Annotated in this window: 16 protein-coding genes; 8 read left to right on the top strand and 8 right to left on the bottom strand. The window is 68.6% G+C overall.

Going from position 1 to position 18,284, the window contains the following annotated elements:
* Positions 1 to 71: 71 nt before the first annotated feature.
* The 3 genes from VFZ09_RS25880 to VFZ09_RS25870 all read left to right on the top strand — a co-directional run bounded on the left by VFZ09_RS25880 (position 72) and on the right by VFZ09_RS25870 (position 2,798).
* Positions 72 to 1,121, top strand: coding sequence for a DUF3500 domain-containing protein (locus tag VFZ09_RS25880; protein ID WP_329730334.1), 1,050 nt, complete (start codon positions 72 to 74; stop codon positions 1,119 to 1,121).
* A 14-nt stretch (positions 1,122 to 1,135) separates the two neighbouring features.
* On the top strand, positions 1,136 to 1,819 hold the full coding sequence (locus VFZ09_RS25875) for a hypothetical protein (protein WP_329730333.1): 684 nt from the start codon (positions 1,136 to 1,138) through the stop codon (positions 1,817 to 1,819).
* 91 nt (positions 1,820 to 1,910) lie between these two features.
* Positions 1,911 to 2,798: a hypothetical protein gene (locus tag VFZ09_RS25870; RefSeq protein WP_329730332.1), complete on the top strand. Its 888-nt coding sequence runs from the start codon at positions 1,911 to 1,913 to the stop codon at positions 2,796 to 2,798.
* Between the two features lie 162 nt (positions 2,799 to 2,960).
* On the opposite strand, the gene ycaC is transcribed toward VFZ09_RS25870, so the two are convergent.
* Positions 2,961 to 3,608: an isochorismate family cysteine hydrolase YcaC gene (gene ycaC, locus VFZ09_RS25865; protein ID WP_329730331.1), complete on the bottom strand. Its 648-nt coding sequence runs from the start codon at positions 3,606 to 3,608 to the stop codon at positions 2,961 to 2,963.
* 131 nt (positions 3,609 to 3,739) lie between these two features.
* On the opposite strand from ycaC, the gene VFZ09_RS25860 reads away from it, so the two are divergent.
* Together VFZ09_RS25860 and VFZ09_RS25855 are read left to right on the top strand one after the other, a co-directional pair.
* Positions 3,740 to 3,874, top strand: coding sequence for a hypothetical protein (locus VFZ09_RS25860; protein ID WP_329730330.1), 135 nt, complete (start codon positions 3,740 to 3,742; stop codon positions 3,872 to 3,874).
* 77 nt (positions 3,875 to 3,951) lie between these two features.
* Positions 3,952 to 5,376, top strand: a complete 1,425-nt coding sequence (locus VFZ09_RS25855) for a hypothetical protein (RefSeq protein ID WP_329730329.1) — start codon at positions 3,952 to 3,954, stop codon at positions 5,374 to 5,376.
* 45 nt (positions 5,377 to 5,421) lie between these two features.
* Here VFZ09_RS25855 and VFZ09_RS25850 read toward each other — a convergent pair whose 3' ends face one another.
* Positions 5,422 to 7,971, bottom strand: coding sequence for a patatin-like phospholipase family protein (locus VFZ09_RS25850; protein ID WP_329730328.1), 2,550 nt, complete (start codon positions 7,969 to 7,971; stop codon positions 5,422 to 5,424).
* A 211-nt stretch (positions 7,972 to 8,182) separates the two neighbouring features.
* Here VFZ09_RS25850 and VFZ09_RS25845 point away from each other — a divergent pair, with 211 nt between their 5' ends.
* Positions 8,183 to 9,049: a hypothetical protein gene (locus tag VFZ09_RS25845; protein WP_329730327.1), complete on the top strand. Its 867-nt coding sequence runs from the start codon at positions 8,183 to 8,185 to the stop codon at positions 9,047 to 9,049.
* Between the two features lie 37 nt (positions 9,050 to 9,086).
* On the opposite strand, the gene VFZ09_RS25840 is transcribed toward VFZ09_RS25845, so the two are convergent.
* The 4 genes from VFZ09_RS25840 to VFZ09_RS25825 all read right to left on the bottom strand — a co-directional run bounded on the left by VFZ09_RS25840 (position 9,087) and on the right by VFZ09_RS25825 (position 13,888).
* Positions 9,087 to 11,090 (bottom strand): elongation factor G, encoded by a 2,004-nt coding sequence (locus VFZ09_RS25840; RefSeq protein WP_329730326.1) that lies wholly within the window; start codon positions 11,088 to 11,090, stop codon positions 9,087 to 9,089.
* A 188-nt stretch (positions 11,091 to 11,278) separates the two neighbouring features.
* Positions 11,279 to 11,956 (bottom strand): signal peptidase I, encoded by a 678-nt coding sequence (gene lepB / locus VFZ09_RS25835; RefSeq protein WP_329730325.1) that lies wholly within the window; start codon positions 11,954 to 11,956, stop codon positions 11,279 to 11,281.
* 74 nt (positions 11,957 to 12,030) lie between these two features.
* Positions 12,031 to 12,834 carry a hypothetical protein gene (locus VFZ09_RS25830; RefSeq protein ID WP_329730324.1) on the bottom strand — a complete coding sequence of 268 codons (804 nt, stop codon included), beginning with the start codon at positions 12,832 to 12,834 and terminating at the stop codon, positions 12,031 to 12,033.
* Positions 12,835 to 12,859: 25 nt separating this feature from the next.
* Complete coding sequence (locus tag VFZ09_RS25825; protein WP_329730323.1) at positions 12,860 to 13,888, bottom strand: hypothetical protein; 1,029 nt, start codon at positions 13,886 to 13,888, stop codon at positions 12,860 to 12,862.
* A gap of 403 nt (positions 13,889 to 14,291) precedes the next feature.
* Here VFZ09_RS25825 and VFZ09_RS25820 point away from each other — a divergent pair, with 403 nt between their 5' ends.
* Together VFZ09_RS25820 and VFZ09_RS25815 are read left to right on the top strand one after the other, a co-directional pair.
* On the top strand, positions 14,292 to 15,128 hold the full coding sequence (locus VFZ09_RS25820; protein WP_329730322.1) for a hypothetical protein: 837 nt from the start codon (positions 14,292 to 14,294) through the stop codon (positions 15,126 to 15,128).
* A gap of 62 nt (positions 15,129 to 15,190) precedes the next feature.
* On the top strand, positions 15,191 to 16,276 hold the full coding sequence (locus VFZ09_RS25815) for a cyclic nucleotide-binding domain-containing protein (RefSeq protein ID WP_329730321.1): 1,086 nt from the start codon (positions 15,191 to 15,193) through the stop codon (positions 16,274 to 16,276).
* 3 nt (positions 16,277 to 16,279) lie between these two features.
* Here the strand turns inward: VFZ09_RS25815 and VFZ09_RS25810 are convergent, their stop codons facing one another.
* Together VFZ09_RS25810 and VFZ09_RS25805 are read right to left on the bottom strand one after the other, a co-directional pair.
* The gene (locus tag VFZ09_RS25810; protein ID WP_329730320.1) at positions 16,280 to 17,227 is read right to left on the bottom strand and encodes an NAD-dependent epimerase/dehydratase family protein; all 948 of its coding nucleotides are present in this window, start codon (positions 17,225 to 17,227) and stop codon (positions 16,280 to 16,282) included.
* Between the two features lie 80 nt (positions 17,228 to 17,307).
* Positions 17,308 to 18,195, bottom strand: coding sequence for a hypothetical protein (locus tag VFZ09_RS25805; protein WP_414640743.1), 888 nt, complete (start codon positions 18,193 to 18,195; stop codon positions 17,308 to 17,310).
* Positions 18,196 to 18,284: the final 89 nt, after the last annotated feature.

The following is an 18,284-nucleotide window of genomic DNA, read 5'->3' as shown; positions in this document are numbered from 1 at the left end:
CCAGGTGGCATGGAACCTGCGAAGGGCTGGCTCGCGCCCCCAGGAGGCGCCCCCTCCCTCAGGAGTCCCAAGTGAGCCGTCCCTTCGCATCCAGGTTGCTGCTATCGGCGTCGGTTGCCGCGTTGTACGCGTGTGGTGGGTCCACCCCCTCGACGCCCATCTCCGTCCCCGCGCCGCCCGAGGGAGACAACACCTACAAGTGCGTCACCGCCGCCCAGAAGTTCCTGGAGAGCCTGGACGGCACCCAGAAGAGCGAGGTCCGCTTCGACTACGACGACTCGGCCCAGCGCACCCGCTGGTCGAACCTGCCGACCGGCGGCTTCCAGCGCAAGGGCGTGAAGCTGGGCAGCATGACGCAAACGCAGCAGCAGGCCACCTTCGAGCTGCTCGCCACCCTCCTCAGCGCCAAGGGCTACCAGCAGGTGGTGGACGCCGTGAACGCCGACGAGGTGCTCAAGAGCACCACCACCGGGGGGCCGTTCACCTTCGGCAGGGCGGAGTACTACATCTCCATCCTCGGGACTCCATCGGCCACCAGTCCGTGGAGGGTGCAGTTCGGCGGGCATCACATGGCGCTCAACGCCACCATCGTGGGCGCCGACATCACGCTCGCCCCCAGCCTCACCGGGGCGCAGCCGGCCATCTACACGGCCAACGGCGTGACGATCCGCCCGCAGGGGGGCGAGGTGGACAAGTCCTTCGAGCTGATCAACGCCCTCGGCCCGGAGCAGCAGCAGAAGGCCATTCTCGGTGCCAGCCCCATCGACCTGGTGCTCGGGCCCGGCAAGGACGGCAAGACGCTCACCTCCGAGGGCATCAACGCGAGCGAGCTCACGGCCGGGCAGCAGGCGCTGCTGCTCGCGCTCATCCAGGAGCGGGTTGGCCTCCTCAATGACGAGGACACCGCGGTGCGGATGGCGGACATCCAGTCGCACCTGGCCGAGACATACCTCGCCTGGTACGGCCCGGTCACCCCGGGCAGCGCGGCCTACTTCCGGGTGACGGGACCGACCCTGTTCATCGAATACTCGCCCCAGCAGATGGGCGGCTCGGCGGTCAATCACACGCACGCGATGTACCGCGACTTCGCCAACGACTACGGCGCCGGGTACCTCGAGTGAGCGCCCGGCTCGCCATGAGGTGGGAGGACCGGCTGCCGGGGAGCCTGCTGTTCGCCCTGGTGCTGCTCCTGACCGCGCCGGCCGCCGCGCACCCACAGCACCATGGGCAATCCGCCTACCTCACCCTGGGCCGCGACCAGGTGAAGCTGGAGCTCGACATGAGCCCCGGCACCCTCGTGGCCGGCCAGGTCGCGCGGTTCATCGACGCGGACGGAGATCAACACCTCTCCGAGGTGGAGCAGCGCGCCTATATCGATGCGCTGCTCGAGGACCTCTCCCTCTCCGTGGATGGCCAGGCCTTGACCCTCGTCCTGGCGGATGCCCGGTTCCCATCCGCCAGCGTCCTGGCGGCGGGCGAGGCCCAGATGAACTTCACCTTCACCGCGCGGCTGCCTGCCCTGGAGACCGGCCAGCACCGCATGGTTTTCCGCAACGATCACCAGTTCGTCGAGAGCTCGTACCTCGCGCACGTCTTCTCCAACGAGGAGGCACTCGTCATCCACGAGCAGACGCGCGACGCGCTCTACCAGCAGCTCTCCCTCGAGTATGAGCTCGAGCCCCCCGTGCCCGGCACCTTGCCGGCAGCGCCCTACGCACGGGCGGGTGCCATCCTGCTCGGCCTGGTCCTGCTCGCCGCGCTGGGCGGTCTCGTGGAACGGATGAGTGCGAGGGCCCGGCGCTCGAGCTCCAGCGCCTGAGATGGCCGCTCCCGGACGTCCATTTCAATGTTTTCCCACCCCCCTGGTCCCGCCTCCGCGTGACCATTTCCCAAGAAGAGAGAACACGAACATGCTCACCTCCTCCCTGAAAACCCTGTCGGGCGCTCCGGCCATGCTGTGCGCCTTCGTCCTGGCTTCCTCCACCCCGGCGCTCGCGCAGGATTGGTCCTATACCTATGCCCCGACGACCCAGGCGCAGGTCACCAATCCCTACTGGGGCCCGCAGGCGATGAACAGCGGCATCAACTTCTACCCCAATATCTGGGGTCCCAAGAACACCGCGCGTTCCACGAGCGATCTCGGCACACCGCTGCGGATGTCCTTCCAGATCCAGAGCCGGGCCACGGCTTCCTGGAGCGTCGATTTCCAGGCCAACGGCCGGCTGTCGTCCTCGAGCCCGGCGGCCTTCTTCGATGCCAACGGCAATTACATCAACCCCAGCTACATCAAGGCCTATCCGCACAACAAGTCCACGCATGGCATCTACGTCTGGGAGGGTGGAACCAAGAATTTCCGCTCCACCTGGGATCACGGCATGAGCTCGACCAACTGGTCCGCCGCCTCCTACAACGTGATGTGGGAGCTGCGGCTGAGCGACATGAACAACGCCAACCCCTACATCGTGCAGATCGAGATCCTGCGTTCCAACCATGGCAATGACGGCACGCCGGATACGCTGATCGATGGCCGCTATTGGAAGAAGGGCTCCTTCACCACCTACGGCTCCACTCCGGTGTATACCTTCACCATGCAGAACTCGGAGATCTCCGCCAACACGCGGCGCACCGTGGCGGTGAACTTCATGCCCTTCCTGCAACACCTCACGAACATCGGGACGCCGCGCACGACCTGGAATCACAAGGTGGACGATGTGAACGCCGGTATCGAGGTGATCCGCGGCGAGCCCGGTACGAAGTTCACCACCTACAGCTACGGCATCGGCATCTGGGACAAGTAGTCCCGCTACATCCGCGGAAGCAGCGCGGGCGGGGCCGTCGCGGATTGCGCACCCCCGCCCGCCGTGAGCGCACCCGGCTCCAGCGCTTCCCTCGGAGCGGAGACGCTCATTCGAGCAACAGCTGCAGCGGCCACGCTGCCCCCATCTCTGGCCGCGTCTGGCTCAGGGCACGGCCCTGGGCAGGGGATTGGCTGCCTTGAACGTGCTGTAGCTGGTGATCAGGTTGCGGTAGTCGGGGATGTGGTTCGAGAACAGCGCGCCCAGACCCTCGACGTCACGGCGCCAGTCGCGGTGCAGCTCGCAGGCAACGGCGAACCACGTCATCAGCTGCGCGCCCGCCGCGGACATCCGGTCCCAGGAGGAGTGGCGGGTGATCTCGTTGAACGTGCCCGAGGCATCCGTCACGACGAACACCTCGAAGTCCTCGGCGAGGGCCGACAGCGCCGGGAAGGCCACGCAGACCTCCGTCACGACGCCCGCGATGATGAGCTGCGTGCGCCCGGTGGCCTTCACCGCCTTGACGAAGTCCTCGTTGTCCCAGGCGTTGATCTGCCCGGGGCGGGGGATGAACGGCGCATCCGGGAACTTCTCCTTCAGCTCCGGAATGAGCGGGCCGTTGGGGCCCTGCTCGAAGCTGGTCGTCAGGATGGTCGGGAGCTTGAAGTAGGCCGCGAGGTCCGCCAGGGCGAGCACGTTGTTCTTGAACTGGTCCGGGTTGAAATCGCGGACCAGTGACAGCAGACCGGCCTGGTGGTCCACCAGCAACACCACTGCGTTGTCCCTGTCCAGACGGCTGTAGGGCTTGCTCATTTTTTCTCTCCTCGGGGTTGTGGGTTCGCCGCCGTGGCGGCGTGTCGTGATGAGAGGAGTATGCGGCGGCGCCGGTCAGCCCGTTAGCCACTGAAGGCGGTAAGGACTGTTCCACCCATTGGACAGTGTGGTTGTTTCCTGGCCGCTGCCTCGAGCGCCATGCTTGCCTGCTCCTCTCCTGCTGGGAGGACCAGGAGTGGGGGACGGGACGCTTCGTCGCCGAGCGCTTCGCGCAGTCCCGCTCCGTCATGCTGGGCGTGCGCTGATGCCGGCAACCCGCCTCCTTGACCCCTCTGTACGAGGCGCCTTTACTGGGGGCCCTCACAGCGCGGGCGGATCCTCCATGAAGAAGCTCCGCATCATCCATTTCGATGTCTCCCAGGGCGAGTCCACGCTCATCAGCCTCCTCGCTCCGGGCAGCGACACCCACGTGCTCATCGACGGGGGCAGGAAGTGCCGGGGCCAATATGTCGTCCGGTGCCTCGAGCGGCTCGGCGTGACGAGACTGCACTTCGCGGTATGCACCCACCTCGACAATGACCATCACGAGGGGCTCGTTCCGGTCATCAGGTCCGGCACCATCACCGTGAGCAAGCTCCTGGTCCCCAAGTTTGGCTACAACAAGGAGAAGTTCGCCGGACTGAATCAGGCCTGCGAGGATTCCGGTGTCGATTGGGAGGTGGCCACAACGGATGAGCTGCTGATCGATGATGATGAGTGCGAGCTGAAAATCATCCACGTCGGCACTCCCGAGCTCAAGGACGACAATGTCGCCAGCATCGCCTGCCTGCTGCGGATGAACTCATTCGTCTACTACACCGCGGGAGACCTCACCTCCGGGATTGAAGACAAGCTGGATGACCTCTCCAAGCACGTCTGTGCCTTCAAGTGTGGCCACCATGGAGCGGAGACGAGCACCTCCGAGGACCTCGTCGACAACATCAAACCGACGGCGGCCTTCATCTCCGCGGGGCGCCACGTCCATGGCCACCCCCGCCAGGAGATCATCAAGAACCTCTGTGACTCGAATTCGCTCCAGCGCTTCTACTCGACCAATTGCGTGAATCCCCGGAAGGGCTTCATCGGTGGAGCCACTGGCTCGTTCGAGTCAAAGGGAATGGTGTGCAGCAACCGCAACCAGGGCGTCCTGGGCCACATGGTCCTCTACACGGATGACAAGCTCAGCAAGAACCACGACGGCGCCAAGGTGAACTTCTTCGTCCTCCGCCCACCGTCCAGCGAGATCGGAACCACCTGGCTCGCCTACAAGCATGTCTGCGGTAACGCGAAGCACCGGCCCAAGGAGGTGCTGCCCGGCGGAATCGTTCACCTCGGCGCCTCACAGCTTCCGGAGTTCCGCCTTTCGGCGTTGTCTCCGAGCCTCAACACCAAGAAGCTGAAGCTGGGGACCGCCTTTGATTTCAACACCTTCTACGACGACTATGCGGTGAACAAGGATCCGGAGCTGGCCCCGTCGAGCCCCATTCACAACTTCGTCGAGGACCCGGTCAACTTCAGTGTGACCGAGAACAAGAAGAACAAAGGCTCGAATCCGACAGTGACGGGCACCACCGTCAGCAAGAAGAGGAAGCTGCACGAGATGCAGCATGCGAGCAAGCTGAAGCGCACGTCCGAGTGCATTGGCTGTGCGCAGAGCCCGAAGCAGGTGGATGGCGATTTGATCAAGTGCGAGCACGGAGAGGAGTGGTTCCTCTGCGAGGACTGCGAGGACATGTTCTCTCCGGGCTTTGACTGTACGCGGCTCTGAATCGCTTGCATCGAGGCCGAGGCCCGGTCTCTGAAACCACCCCTTCTAGAACCGCCAGCCCGCGCCGAGCAGCAGTCCCAGCGCCTCGAACTTCTGGGGGGCGTCGGGGCTGGTGGTGGTGGGGACATACAGCGGCGAGCTCGCACGGCCTCCGTCCAGATAGAGCCTCGGACGCAGGCTGATCTCCAGGTGCTCGGCGGCCACCACCATCACCGAGCCCTCCAGGGCGAAGCGCACCGCCACCCATTTGCTCGTGTCTGGAATGTAGGAGGCCTCGGTGAGCAGGCCCAGGCCCGCCTCGAACCGGATGGGCGGCGGGCCGAAGCCGAACGCTCCACTGACGTAGGCCGCCGTGTCGAAGTCCGGAGGGCTCACGCCGCCGGAGAACCGCACCGACTCTCCGTAGGACACCCGCACGCCCGAGCGCAGCCGCAGCTCCTTCTCCTTCCAGTGCATCAGCGACGGAGACACCGCGAGCTCCAGGCCCCCCGAGGTGATGCCCACCAGCGAGTAGAACGGAACCGGCTGGTAGGCGATGGCACTGTCCAGGGCGAGCTTGGTGGCCATCCCGAAGCCCAACTGCTGCGAGCGCGGCTGCTGGTGCGTCAGCTCGGTCACCGCGTCCCCGAAGACCTGACGGAACTTGCCCTGGAGCGCCGAGGCCGTCTGCCCCTTCAGCAACCCCGAGCGGAACACATACCCGCGCGTCGCGAGCGCCTCCGTGAAGCGCTCGAAGTTGTTGCTCAGCGACAGCGTCGGGTCCTTCCGCATCTTCCGCGAGACGGCCATGAGCGAGAGGACATTCTGGCTCTCCTCCGTCTGGAGCTGGCTGCACGCGGGCAGCGTGGCCGGCTCGTCGGCGACGGACTGCTCGAAGGCGAGGAAGCACGCGAAGAGGGGCGAGTCCACCCCCACCGTCGTGGGCGGCGCCTCGGGGTTCGCGTGGGCCAGCTCCTGGAAGAGGATGCGGGTGTCCGACTCCTTCGACACGAAGTGCCACGCATCCACCATGCCCCGGTGGAAGTCGAAGGTGCGGAAGTCCTCGTCCAGGAAGGCGCTCATGGCCAGCAGGTACTCACCCGCCAGCGGCGCATGGCGCACCGGCACGTCGATGCGCTCGCGGATGTCCGGCTCCGTCTCCAGCGTGTCCATCAGCTGCGCGCTCATCGCCGTCCCGGCGAAGCCCGCCAGCAGGTCCTCGTAGGTGGCCAGCAACCCGGGGCCCTCGAAGGGCTGCGTCTGCTCGGGCGCCCACTTCCAATCCACGGCGTTGGGATCGAAGTAGAGGATGCGGTGGCTTCCCCGGAGCGCGGGCGTCTCCCACTGCGACATCCGCAGCGCCAGATCCAGCGGGTTGTTGTTGTAGATGCCGCCATCCGCGAACCGGGCCGTGTTGTCCTCCACCCACTTGCCCGTGCGGGTGTCGAAGTAGCGGTGGGCGATGACGCGCGGCTCGAAGGCGGTGGGGAACGCGCCCGAGGCCGCCACCATGTTGAAGACGTTGTCCACGGGAATGGGCCCCCCCTCCGGCTGGGCCAGCCGGGGATAGAACGTGGAGTAGGGCGCCTGGGCGTCACACCCCGGGAAGGGGCAGAACTCGGGGGCCCGCTGGGCGTCTCCCTGCGCGGTGAGCAGGAACTTCTCCGTGAACCGCGCCAGCCGGAGCTGCTCTCCCGAACGGCTGCGGATGGTGCCGGACTGGGCGAGGTCGATCTCCCGGCCCTGGAGGCGCGTGGTCGTCGCGCCCAGGGAGAACCGGCACTTCCGCCAGCCGTCAGGGTCCAACGTCTTGAGCCGCTCGATGGCGTCCATGACGGGCTTGGACGAGAAGGTGTGGTCGGTGCCCACGCTCCCCGGCTGCAGCAGCGTCTCCAGCGCGAGCGTGTTCCACGTCTGGAAGAAGAGGCTCTTGCTGGGAATCCGCTCCGGCGCGCGGCAGCCCGCGTACGCCGAGAGCAGGGCATTCACCGAGCCCGCCGACGCGCCCGTGACGATGGTGAAGCCGCCCGGCGGATCATCCGGCAGCTCGACGCCGAGCGAGCGCAGCGAGTCCCGGTTCTCGGAGGGAATCGCGCGCAGCACCCCGGCGCGGTCATGGAGGAACAGCGTGTAGTAATAGAGGAAGCCGGCCTGGTACGAGCCCAGGCTCACGCCGCCGGAGACGACGAGGGCGGGAGGCGCGCCGACCCGCTGGCCGAACCGGTGGATTCCCTGGAGCAGCTGCTCGTTCAGGAGCTTGGAGAGTCCCGGTCCCTGCTTCGGGAGCGCACCTGGCGACGGCTGCTCGAGCGTCCGAAGCGTTCCGAGGAGCTCCTCGAAGAGGTGCGGGTTGTCGCGGATGAGGTCCGGGAGCTCGGCCTGGAGCGCCCGGGCTTCCGTGGCGAGCGCGTCTCCTCGGAGCGAGGGGCCCACGAGGCCCTCCATCCGGGCCCCGTGTTTCTCGACGGCCTGGTGGGCGGCCTTCAGCTCCGCCTCCAGGTGGGTGGCGATCCGCGAAGGATCCAGAGGTGCCGGCGGTGCGGCGGGCGCCGCGAACGCTGGGAAGATGGCGAGCAACGCCACGGCGCAGCCCACCCGAGAGAAGATGGAATTCATGAGCCCTCGCAGCCTAGCAGCGAGTGCCCACGGGAGGCGGCCTGGCCGGAGGGCGTGCAGGCGCCTCGCCCTTGACGCGATGCGGCTCTCCAGCGGCGCCAGCGCGGCGGGTCCGGTCGATGATAGTTTCACGGGCGCAGCCGGTTCTTCTCGGGGACTCGTGAGGCGGCGGTGAACGGGGCCGCGCCCGTGCGGCGGCCAGGGGGAGGGTATGACACAGCAGCCGCCACCTTCCGGGAACCTGCCCACGGCAAGGGACCTGGAGCTGTACGCCGCGGGGGCGCCCCCCGTGCCGAGGTTGTTGCTGCCCGCCGGCAGCGAGGCCCTGGCCATGCTCGTGCGCCGGGGCTTCCAGCCCTCCGTGGCCCCGTTGGATCTGCCCTTTCCGGCGGACCTCGAGGGCGAGGCGGCCGAGAAGCTGGCGGAACAGCTCGGCCACTACTCCTTCCGCCTCTTCCTCCGGGGCGCCATCCTGCGGCGCGGCAGCTTCCTGCCCACCGAGGCCACGCGCTACGTGGGGGCCGCGCAGGCGGCGAAGACGGCCGAGACGCTGGTGGAGCTCGGGCTCGCCGAGCGCGAGGAGGGCGGGCGCTACCGCCTGCGCCACCCGGCCCACAACTTCGGCGGCACGCTGGAGTGGTACGTGGCGCGAGAGCTGCGCGGGCGGCTCGGCTTCGACGTGGCCGTGGGGGTGAAGTTCCACGCGCCCGAGGTGGGGGGCGATCTGGACGTGGTGGCCGCGGCGGAGGGCCGGCTGCTCTACCTGGAGATGAAGTCCTCGCCGCCCAAGCACCTGGCGTCCGACGAGGTGGGCGCCTTCTTCCGGCGCGTGCGCGCGCTGCGCCCCCACCTGGCCATCTTCGTCATGGACACCGCGCTGCGCCTGTCCGACAAGGTGCTGCCCCTGCTCCAGGCCGAGCTGAGCACCCAGCCGCCCCCACCGCCCCGGCGCGTGGTGCGCGAGGTGTGGGCGCTGACTCCGCATCTCTACGTCGTCAACGCTCGGCAGGATTTGATGGGCAACATCGCCACCGCCATCGCCGAGGGGCTGCGGGCGCTTTCGCCACCCGCTCCCTGAGACCCTCACCCCGACCCTCTGCCAGAGGGAGAGGGAGTCAGCGCTCCGCCGCGGCCTGCTGCTGGTGGCTCACCACGCGCTCGGCCTGCTTGCCCACCAGCTCCGAGTAGTGGTCATGCCGCGTGACGAAGCTGCCCAGGCCGGAGGAGGCCGAGCGCAGCTCCACGATGAAGCCCTGCATCTCCGCCTGCGGCACGTAGGCGGTGAGCACCTCCCAGCCCGGTATCTCCGGGTGCGTGTCGAAGCCGAGAATCTGTCCCCGGCGGCTGGTGACGAGCCGCTGCGCCCGGGGAATGGCCTCGTTGGGCACGTGGATCTCCACCTGGAGGATGGGCTCGAGCAGCACCGGCTCCAGCTTGGGGAGGACCTCCACCATGGCCAGGCGCCCGGTGGTGCGGAAGGCCTGATCCGAGCTGTCCACCGAGTGGTAGGTGCCGCCGGTGAGGGTGACCTCCACGTCCACCACGGGGAAGCCGAGCGGCCCGCGTCTCAGGCCGTCCTTCACGCCTTCCTCCACCGCGGGGATGTACTGCTTGGGCACGGCGCCCCCCACCACGGCCGAGGTGAAGCGGAAGCCCTCTCCGTGTGGCAGCGGCTTCACGTCCACCACGACGTCGCCGAACTGCCCGTGTCCACCGGACTGCCGCTTGAAGCGCGCATGGTGCGAGCCCGTCTTGCGGATCGTCTCCCGGTAGGGGATGGGCAGCGGCTTCGTCACCACGGGGACGCGCATGCGCGCGCGCAGGTGCTCGAGGGCCTGACGCAGGTGCAGCTCGCCCTGTCCGCCGAGCAGCAGCATCTGCGTGTCCGCTTCCTGGTCCACCGACAGGGAAGGGTCCTCCTCCACCAGCCGGGACAGGGCGCTCGTCAGCTTCACGTCATCCGTGCGCTTCTCGGCGACGATGGCGAGCTGGTGCACCGGCGGCGCGGCCAGGGGCCAGCCCTTCGGCGTGAGCGTGCCCTGGGCATCGGCGAGGTCTCCCGTGCGCAAGGCATCCACGCGGGACACCGTCACCACCTCGCCCTCGCGGGCCGTCCCGGCGGCCGTCTGCTTCGTCCCGTGCACCCGCTGCACGCCGCCCACCCGGCTGTTGGCCAGCGTGTCTCCCTCCTGCAGCCCGCCCCGCCAGACGCGCACCATGGTCAGCTTGCCCACGTGCGGCTGGTGCTGGGTCTTGAAGGACTGCACCAGCATGGGCATCTCGCTGGGAATGCCCAGGCGCTCGCGCGTTTCCTGCACCGTGGGGGCCTCGTGCCGCAGGCCCTTGAGCAGCCGCTCCAGGCCCAGGCCCCGCTCCGCCGAGCCCAGGAAGACGGGCACCAGCCGGTCCTCGCGCAGCGCCCGCTCCAGCTGCCCGTAGAGGGCTTGCGGCGGGGGAATCACGTCCTCGAGGAGCTGGGCGAGCAGGGCGTCATCCAGGTCCGCCAGCCGTTCAATGAGCTCGCGCCGTGCCGTCTCCTCGCGCGGCTTGTCCGAGTCCGGAAGGGAGACGAGCGCGGGCTTGCCTTCCTGGCCCTGGCCCCAGGCGCGCTCGCTCACCAGGTCCACCACGCCCACCAGGTGCCCGCCCTCGCGCAGCGGTATCTCCCGCATCACCAGCGGCCGGGAGGAGACGGCCTGGAGGGCCTCGAGCACCTCGCGCACCGGCGAGCCACCCTCCTCGAGCACGTTGAGGAAGAGCAGGTGGGGGATGCGCCGTGCATCCAGGAAGGTGAAGAGGGGCGCGAGGGCCGCGGCGCGCTCGGGCGAGGCGTCGCACACCACCACGGCCGCGTCGCTCACCATGAGGGCGTGGCGCGCCTCCTGGGTGAACTCGGGCGCGCCCGGGGTGTCGATGAAGGTCCACTCCTCTCCGAGGAAGCGCGTGTGGGCCACGGACAGCTCGAGCGTCATGCTCCGTCCGGTGGCCGCACCGCCGCTTCCCGGTGTGCGTATTTCCTCCGCCCCCGTGGACCTCAACAGCGACTCGAACAGGGTCGTCTTTCCCACGCCCTGGGGTCCTACGAGGGTGACGACTCTCGGCGACGCGGGATGTTTCATCACCTGGCCCTCCTGCAGGCACGTCTGCTCCGCGGGACAAGGTGGGTCCCGTCCCCATGCACGGGAAGCACCGTCCCCAGCGTGGGCGAGGGCCTTCCTCCATGCTCGCTCGTGACGTCCGGTGGGCGACGCCGGTCTCGTCCTCGCGGGAGTGACGGGCGGGCACGTCCGCCGGGCCCGGGCCCGGGCTAACGGGTGAGGCGCGGATCCACGCTGGCTCCCTCATCCGTGCGCATCGGAATCCACCAGCGCTCGCCACCGGAGAGCCCCTCGCGCGAGCTGTAGAGCACCGCCATCACGCGGCCCAGCAGGTTCTCGCGCGGCAGCAGTCCCCAGACGCGGCTGTCCGCCGAGTTGCCCCGGTGGTCCCCCAGCACCAGGTAGTGCCGCGGCGGAATCACCACCTCGTCCATCCCCGGCCCCTGGTACGGCTCGGGGTGCAGCGCGTGCTTCGCGCCCGGAAGCAGCTCGAGCCGCGCGCCGTCCCCGGTCTGCTCCTGGGCCACCGGCTGGCCGTTGAGCACGAGCGCCTCACCATCGAAGGCGATGCGGTCCCCCGGCAGCCCCACCAGCCGCTTCACCATCACCTTGCCGTCAATGGGCGAGTCGAAGACGACGACGTCCCCCCGTTGGGGCTCCGACTCGGTGAGCCACGTGTGGGTGAGGGGGATGCGCAGCCCGTAGGCCCGCTTGTCCACCGCCAGGTGGTCCTTGATGGCGAGCGTCGGCTCCATGGAGCCGGAGGGCACGTGGTAGTGGTCCGCGAAGCTGGCACGCCCCACGAACAGCACGCCCAGCGCGACGACATCCAACAGGTACAGCTTCCATCTGGGGCGGCTCGGCTTCGTCTCCTCGGGGGAGCCCATGGCGTTCTCCTCTGCGGGGCTTTCATTGTACGCCCGGCGGGACCGGTCATTGCTTCGATGGGGCAGCGGGCCCCCTACTGCAGCCCCAACTCCTGGTCCCAATCATAGAGCTTCTCGAGCAGCTCCGACGTGCACGCACCGGACACGCGCTCGAAGGAGGCCGTGTCGAGCCTGGTCAGGCGCTCACGCTGGAAGACGGGGTCGGCCAACACCTGCCGGTGCTTCAGGTCACGCCCGGCGGCAAGGGCCCGGGGCATCTGCCGGAGAATGGCCTCCAGGCAGTCTTCCCGCGTTGCCCGCGCCATGCGCTCCGCCGCACCTTCCAGACGTGCACGTACCGGGCCTTCCCGCTCCGGGCACCACGCGTCCATGGCCCAGCCACAGGCGTCCACCATCAGCTCCTCCAGGGTCTGGGCCGCACCCGGTTTCTTGAAAAGATAGCGCGCGCAATCGAGGGGGTCCCAGAAGCGCAACACCGCCTCCAGGCGCCGCGCCGTGCGCTCCGCGCTCACCGGGCCCATCCGCGCGAGTGTGAAGAACAGCGCACCCCAGGCGGTCTCCAGAAAGGATGCTTCATAGGCATCTCTCACGGCCGATGAGTCCTCCCACTGCAGCGCTTCCCACACCTCTCGCAAGACATCGGACACCCTGTACAGGCGCCAGGCCGGGTGTTCATGCTGGAAGTCCACCACCCCCTGCGCCACCACCACTTCACCCAGGGGCACTTCCAGCAGCTGCCGGGGCGCGGGGAAGGCTCCTTCCTTCCGATACTGCTCGGCGCACCGTAGCCCCTCCCGCTTCACCTTCTGCTGGACCGAGCGGGAGGTGCCATGCAGGAAGGCGGGGAGTTGCAATGAAGCGGTTTCTCCGGGCGACATGGGACCGTCCTAACAAACCGGATCCTCAGTGAGAAAGGGGCATGTTCGCGGCCGCGGGCACCTGGGCCGGCGGTGCGGCGGGGGCGGGTCGTGCTGGAAAGGGGATGACCTGACCACCCCCCTGGGCGGGCGGTTGCCGCGCTCCGGTAGTCGAGCCCATCCGGCCCATGATTGCCCCCCAGAGCACCACCCTCGCGGCCTCGCCGACGAGGTCGATGACAAGGCCTACGGCCCCGCTGACGGTGGCGAGCTTCTCGCGCCGGCTGATCATGTCCTCCACTGCTTTTTCCACCCATCCGCCATACTGTCGCAACTCCTCCACCGAGAGGTCCGTCCACTGCCCGGCCTCGTACGCCGCCGCCTCGGATTCGAAGCGTTGCTGGCTACGCGTCCATCGGTAGAGGACGACTCCCGGTTCGGACGTCCGCCACTCCAGCCGCCAGATGTATTGGCCCCGCGCGAAGCGAACCAGGATTTCGCCGTGGAAGTCCGTGCCACCCGTGAAGTGCCTGCCGACCAGGATGGTCCGGTTCAGTGCTGTCAGGTAGGTGCGCGCCTCCTCGCGGCCTTCCAGGAGACCTTGCTCGTGCCAGGGTTTGATCTCGAAGAGAACCCGGCGTGTGATGTCCGTGATGTCCGGACACAATTTGCGCTCGTCTGATCGCAGGAGGGATGCCCTTCCACTGCCTGTGTCGCCAATGATGGCGGCGATGGGCTCCTTGTTGTAGTAGGCCCGCGTATCCGGGTGATTGACGCCGTACATATGTGCAATCAACCGGTGGGACGCACCGCCGAGGAAGAGTTGCCAGGGCATGCGCGAGTCCGGATTGCGTCCGGGGACATTGTAGCCCTGAACCGTCGACCCGCAGGCCTGCCCACCCGCTGCGGACCCGGTGGTTTCTTCCACCACCGCCGGCCCCCCGCTCATCGCCGCGAAGGTTCGCGGTGAGGACGCGGGAATCAAGGGCGAGCGAAAGCGTGATACCTCCGGCTTCCACATGGGCGGCGGTCCACCGGAGGTGGTGGTGCACCCGGTCAGCAGCGTGACGAACACCAGGAGGGCCCCATGCCTCGTGGCCTGGGACATGGACCGACACCAGACAGCGGCATTCATGGGCAACACTCCCCGTGCTCCACCTCGCGGAGCCAGGGAGAAGGAGAACCCGGAAAACGGAGCATGACCATGGCCGCTCCGGTGTGGTTCTCCGAGCCCTCCCGCCCGCTGCGGTCGGTCTCATGACAGCAGCGATAGCGCTGTGCTCTTGGTACGGTGCTTCGCGTGGAGCGGTGGTGTAGCCCGCTCCCGCTGCCTGGCCATACCTCCCGAGGTGTAGTGAGGGAGGGCGGGTGGACGGCCTACCTTCCGGGGCGTTGCAGTCCGGAGAAAGGCCACTGCCATGTCCAGGGAGTCCCGAAGTCCAGGGGAGGGGGTCGGTACGCCAGGTGAAACGCAACGCATGTGCTCATGGGAGGTGCCGCAGTGGGGGGCCGCCGGGATGCTGGCGGTGCTGGTGCTCCTGATGCAGGCCGGGTGTGCGACGGGCTACCCGTTGGGTGGAGGCCTGGCGGGGAGTCATCGCTACCGGCCGTTGAAGCCCTCGGAGAGCCCGGAGGCCAGGGAGCGAATGGACCCTGCCCGCTCCAAGGCCGAGACCCTCACGGGTTTGCTCGTGCGAGCCGGAGTGCCCTCCACCTCGCTGCCCGGGGACGGACGCACCCTGTCTCCCGCGCAAGCGCTGGAGGTGCTCCCCTCCCTGCTGTCCACGCCGGTGACGCCGGGCCACTTCGCTCCCAGGCGCATGGCGGCACACCTCCTGCTGGAGGTGGCGGCGGGCTCATCCCCGGTGTCGCTCGACGAGCTGCATGCGCGCATGCGCCGCTTCGGCCAACTGCTGGTGCTCCGTCCGGATGGCTACCTGGTGAAGCCCGACACGGGGGGGGCCGTGCAGAAGGCGGGCGAGGTGGCCCTGGCGGACGACGGCACGCTGCGCGCGGGCCCCTTCGAGGTGGGCCCCTTCTACGCGATCGAAAGCGGGCGGCTCTTCCCGGTGGATGGACGCCTCGAGGTGCCGCATGGGGTCCGCCCCGCCGGTCTCTACGTGCCGGATGACGGAGTCACTCCTCGAGGCGCGGACAGCACGCGGAAGCAGGCCGGTCAGCAGGCGGGCAGGGTGGGCTGGTTTCGTGTCCGCTGGCACGTGGCGGACTCCCGGAGGGTGGCCATCCTCGAAAAACTGTTCCAGGAGAACCACATCGAGGACATCGAGATCGTCTACACGCCGCCGCGGCCTTGAGCCTGGGCCTTCTCGAGAGCCAGGCTGCGCGGATCCGGGGCCTGTGGCATACAGGGGGGGCCATGTCCGACCCCCTCCACGTCCGGCTCGAACAGCTCAAGGCCCTCGGACCTACCGCCGAGGCCCTCGCCACCGGTGAGGCCCTGGCCACCGAGCTGGCCATGCAGGGCCAGCCGCTGCGCTCCATCGCCGTGTGCCGGGTCCTCCTCCAGCTCGAGCCGGCCCACACGCGCACCCCCCAGCTGCTCGCGGACCTCTACGCGAAGCCCTCCGCCTCGCGCCCCGCCGCTCCCACCCCGGGGGCCAGTGCCCTGCCGCGCGTGCCCCTCTTCTCGGAGCTCGCCCGCGAGCCCTTCATGTCCCTCATCAGCGTACTGGAGCTCCGCTCCTTCGCTCCCGGACAGCACCTCATCACCGAGGGCGAGATGGGCCGCTCCTCCTTCGTCCTCGTCGAGGGCAAGGTGGACGTGGTGCGCAAGATGGACGCGGGCGAGCTGCGCACCCTGTCCTCGCTGAAAGAGGGCGAGTTCTTCGGGGAGATCGCCCTCGTCTCCGAGAGCCCCCGGCTCGCCAGCGTGGTGGCCGCCCAGCACGTCCTGGCGCTCGAGCTCCACCGCACGCGCATGGATCGCATCGCCTTCAAGTACGCCGCCGTCGGCAACATCGTGCAGGCCTTCTACCGGGAGCGGCTGCTGGCCAACGTCCTGCGCAGCCATCCCGTCTTCTCCGCGCTGGCCCCCGCGCAGCGCGAGTCACTGGCCCACATCTTCGAGCTGCAGACGGTGGAGGCCGGGCGCGTCCTCATCGAGCAGGGACAGCGGGGCGATGCCCTCTACCTCCTGCTCAGTGGCCAGTGCACGCCGCTGTTCCGCCGCCCCGATGGGCAGGAGACCGCCTTCCCCCCGCTGCGCGAGGGCGATGTCTTCGGTGAAATCTCCCTGCTGCTCGGCCAGCCCGCCACCGCCACGGTGCGCGCGCAGACGCCCTGCCACGTGCTCCGGCTGGGGCGCGAGCCCTTCGAGCGGTACCTCTCCAGCCAGCCCGGCATCCGCGCCGCCCTCATGCGCCTGGGCACGGAGCGGCTCCTGCACATCTCCAAGCTGCTCGCGGGCGGCCGGGCCGTGCACGAGGGCGACTCGCGCGTCTGATTCTCAGCTCCCGCCGCGCGCTTCCAGCCACTGCCGCACCAGCGCGGGCACTCCCTCGCGGATGGTGGGGTAGCGGAACTGGAAGCCCGTGCCGTGCAGGCGCGCGTTGGACAGCCGCGCCTCGCTCGTCAGCGAGTCCGTCACCACCGGCCCCAGCAACAGCCGGCACACCCACCGGGGCAGGAACACCTTGCGGTACGAGACGCCCAGCGTCTCGGCCGCCACCCGCGTCAGGTCCCCGAAGGTCACCGGCTGATCATCCACCACGAAGTAGCGCCGGCCCACCTCGCCGTGCTCCAGCAGGTGCAGCAGCGCCCGGGCACAGTCGTCCACGTGGATGGGGGACATCTGGTGCGTGAGCGTCTCCTTCAGCCCGAAGAGCCGCCGGCCCGCCTTCAACGGCACCAGCGCGTACTCCACGAACCAGGAGCCCAGCCCGTACACCGAGCCGGGATAGGCCTCCACCATCGGCAGCCCGCGCTCCAGGTACCGGGGCAGGGACTCGATGGCGGGCGCGATGTACGGGCCCCACCCCGTGGGCCTCGGCGTGGCGTCCTCCGTCACCAGGTGGGGGCCCTGGTCTCCGTAGTAGCTGGTTCCCCCCACGTAGAGCACCCGCTTCAACGTGCCCGGCTTCAGCGAGTCCAGCAGCAGCGAGTCCATGCGCAGCCGCTGCTCCCGGTAGGCCTCGGCCCGCTGGTGCGTCACCCGGGCCCCGAAGGTGAGCGGCTGCGCCAGGTGCACCACCTCGTCGCTCGCCGCCGCCTCCTCCTGCCACGGTCCCGGGGTGAGCAGATCTCCCAACACCACCGAGACTCCCTCGTGCCTCCACCGCTCGGCGGCCCGCGCATTCCGGGTGAGCACCCGCACCCGGTAGCCCGCCTCCAACGCCAGCGAGACGAACCGCGTGCCGATGAACCCCGTGCCACCCGTGACGAACAGACGCTTCACCGTGAGTCCCTCCACTCCCTGTCCCCCTCGGCTCAACGCTTAGCGCACCCGGGCACATGGCGGAAGGCTCACCCGGCCTCTCAGCGGGCGACGGTGCAGACTCCCCCTCCGTTGAGGTGCGCCTGATCCACGACGCTCTGGGTGACGAACTCCTGGAGCGTCCGCACCGTGTAGGCGCCCGGCTCGTAGACGACCGGCTTGCCCGCGCTGTCCTTCAGCTCGCCCCCGTCCAGGCCCCGCAGGTCCAACAGCCGCTGTCCGGCCAATCCCTCGGGGGTGATGACCCGCGCCGCGTCCGCCGTGGCCGCGAAGGCGTCGAAGCGCAGCTCCACCCCCCGGTGTGTCCCGAGCCGGTCATAGAACATGTGCTCGGCGTGGATGGTGACCTCGGCCTCCGCCACCGAGCCCTCCGGCACCACGATTCCCAGCGTCCCGTCCACCCCGTTCACGCAGTCCACCATCCGCGCGTCCACCGGGAAGCCCATGCGGAACGTGTACACGCCCACGCCTCCCTTCACCGCCACCCCCTCCACCCAGTAGCTGTAGCCACGCTCGCGCATCATCGCCAGGTCCTCCGCCGAGACGCCGCCGTCCGGCAGCCGCGTGTCCTCCCTCGGCGGGCTCACCCGGAAGCCCACGCTCCAGCGCCCCGCCGTCAGCCCCTTCAGCTCCGTGAGCGGAATGTCCCCCTTCTGCACGTCCACCAGCACGTGCTCGCCCGTGGCTCGCCTCTCCCCCGCGGCCGAGGTGAGCGTGAAGTCCCCCAGTGACACCAGGTACTTCGTGAACTGCACCGACCAGCCGTCCTGGAAGAGGTGGCTCGGATAGCCCCGCTGGGTTCCGTCTCCTCCGCTCATCGTCACGCGGACGTCGCCTTCGGCCGCTGGTTCGCATGACGCACCCGCCAGCGCAAACCCGACGAGCACCGCGCGCCACGGCATCCTGGACTTTGATTCATGGAAACGCATGTATCTGGGAGTTAAATGTAACCCGGTTGCAAGTCAAGCCGGGGGTGGTGTATCCCTCCGGCCCTCCCCGAACGAGGTCTTCCCCCTTG

This window comes from Archangium sp., from assembly GCF_036277355.1.
Lineage (GTDB): Bacteria > Myxococcota > Myxococcia > Myxococcales > Myxococcaceae > Archangium.
The sequence above is the reverse complement of the archived record's forward strand: the minus strand, read 5'-3'. Positions and strand labels throughout refer to the sequence as shown.

Coding starts and splice junctions, on each gene's coding strand:
- VFZ09_RS25875 (WP_329730333.1), top strand. CDS start 1,136: ATGAGGTGGGAGGACCGGCTGCCGGGGAGCCTGCTGTTCGCCCTGGTG.
- VFZ09_RS25870 (WP_329730332.1), top strand. CDS start 1,911: ATGCTCACCTCCTCCCTGAAAACCCTGTCGGGCGCTCCGGCCATGCTG.
- ycaC (WP_329730331.1), bottom strand. CDS start 3,608: ATGAGCAAGCCCTACAGCCGTCTGGACAGGGACAACGCAGTGGTGTTG.
- VFZ09_RS25855 (WP_329730329.1), top strand. CDS start 3,952: ATGAAGAAGCTCCGCATCATCCATTTCGATGTCTCCCAGGGCGAGTCC.
- VFZ09_RS25850 (WP_329730328.1), bottom strand. CDS start 7,971: ATGAATTCCATCTTCTCTCGGGTGGGCTGCGCCGTGGCGTTGCTCGCC.
- VFZ09_RS25845 (WP_329730327.1), top strand. CDS start 8,183: ATGACACAGCAGCCGCCACCTTCCGGGAACCTGCCCACGGCAAGGGAC.
- VFZ09_RS25840 (WP_329730326.1), bottom strand. CDS start 11,090: ATGAAACATCCCGCGTCGCCGAGAGTCGTCACCCTCGTAGGACCCCAG.
- lepB (WP_329730325.1), bottom strand. CDS start 11,956: ATGGGCTCCCCCGAGGAGACGAAGCCGAGCCGCCCCAGATGGAAGCTG.
- VFZ09_RS25830 (WP_329730324.1), bottom strand. CDS start 12,834: ATGTCGCCCGGAGAAACCGCTTCATTGCAACTCCCCGCCTTCCTGCAT.
- VFZ09_RS25820 (WP_329730322.1), top strand. CDS start 14,292: ATGTGCTCATGGGAGGTGCCGCAGTGGGGGGCCGCCGGGATGCTGGCG.
- VFZ09_RS25815 (WP_329730321.1), top strand. CDS start 15,191: ATGTCCGACCCCCTCCACGTCCGGCTCGAACAGCTCAAGGCCCTCGGA.
- VFZ09_RS25805 (WP_414640743.1), bottom strand. CDS start 18,195: ATGCGTTTCCATGAATCAAAGTCCAGGATGCCGTGGCGCGCGGTGCTC.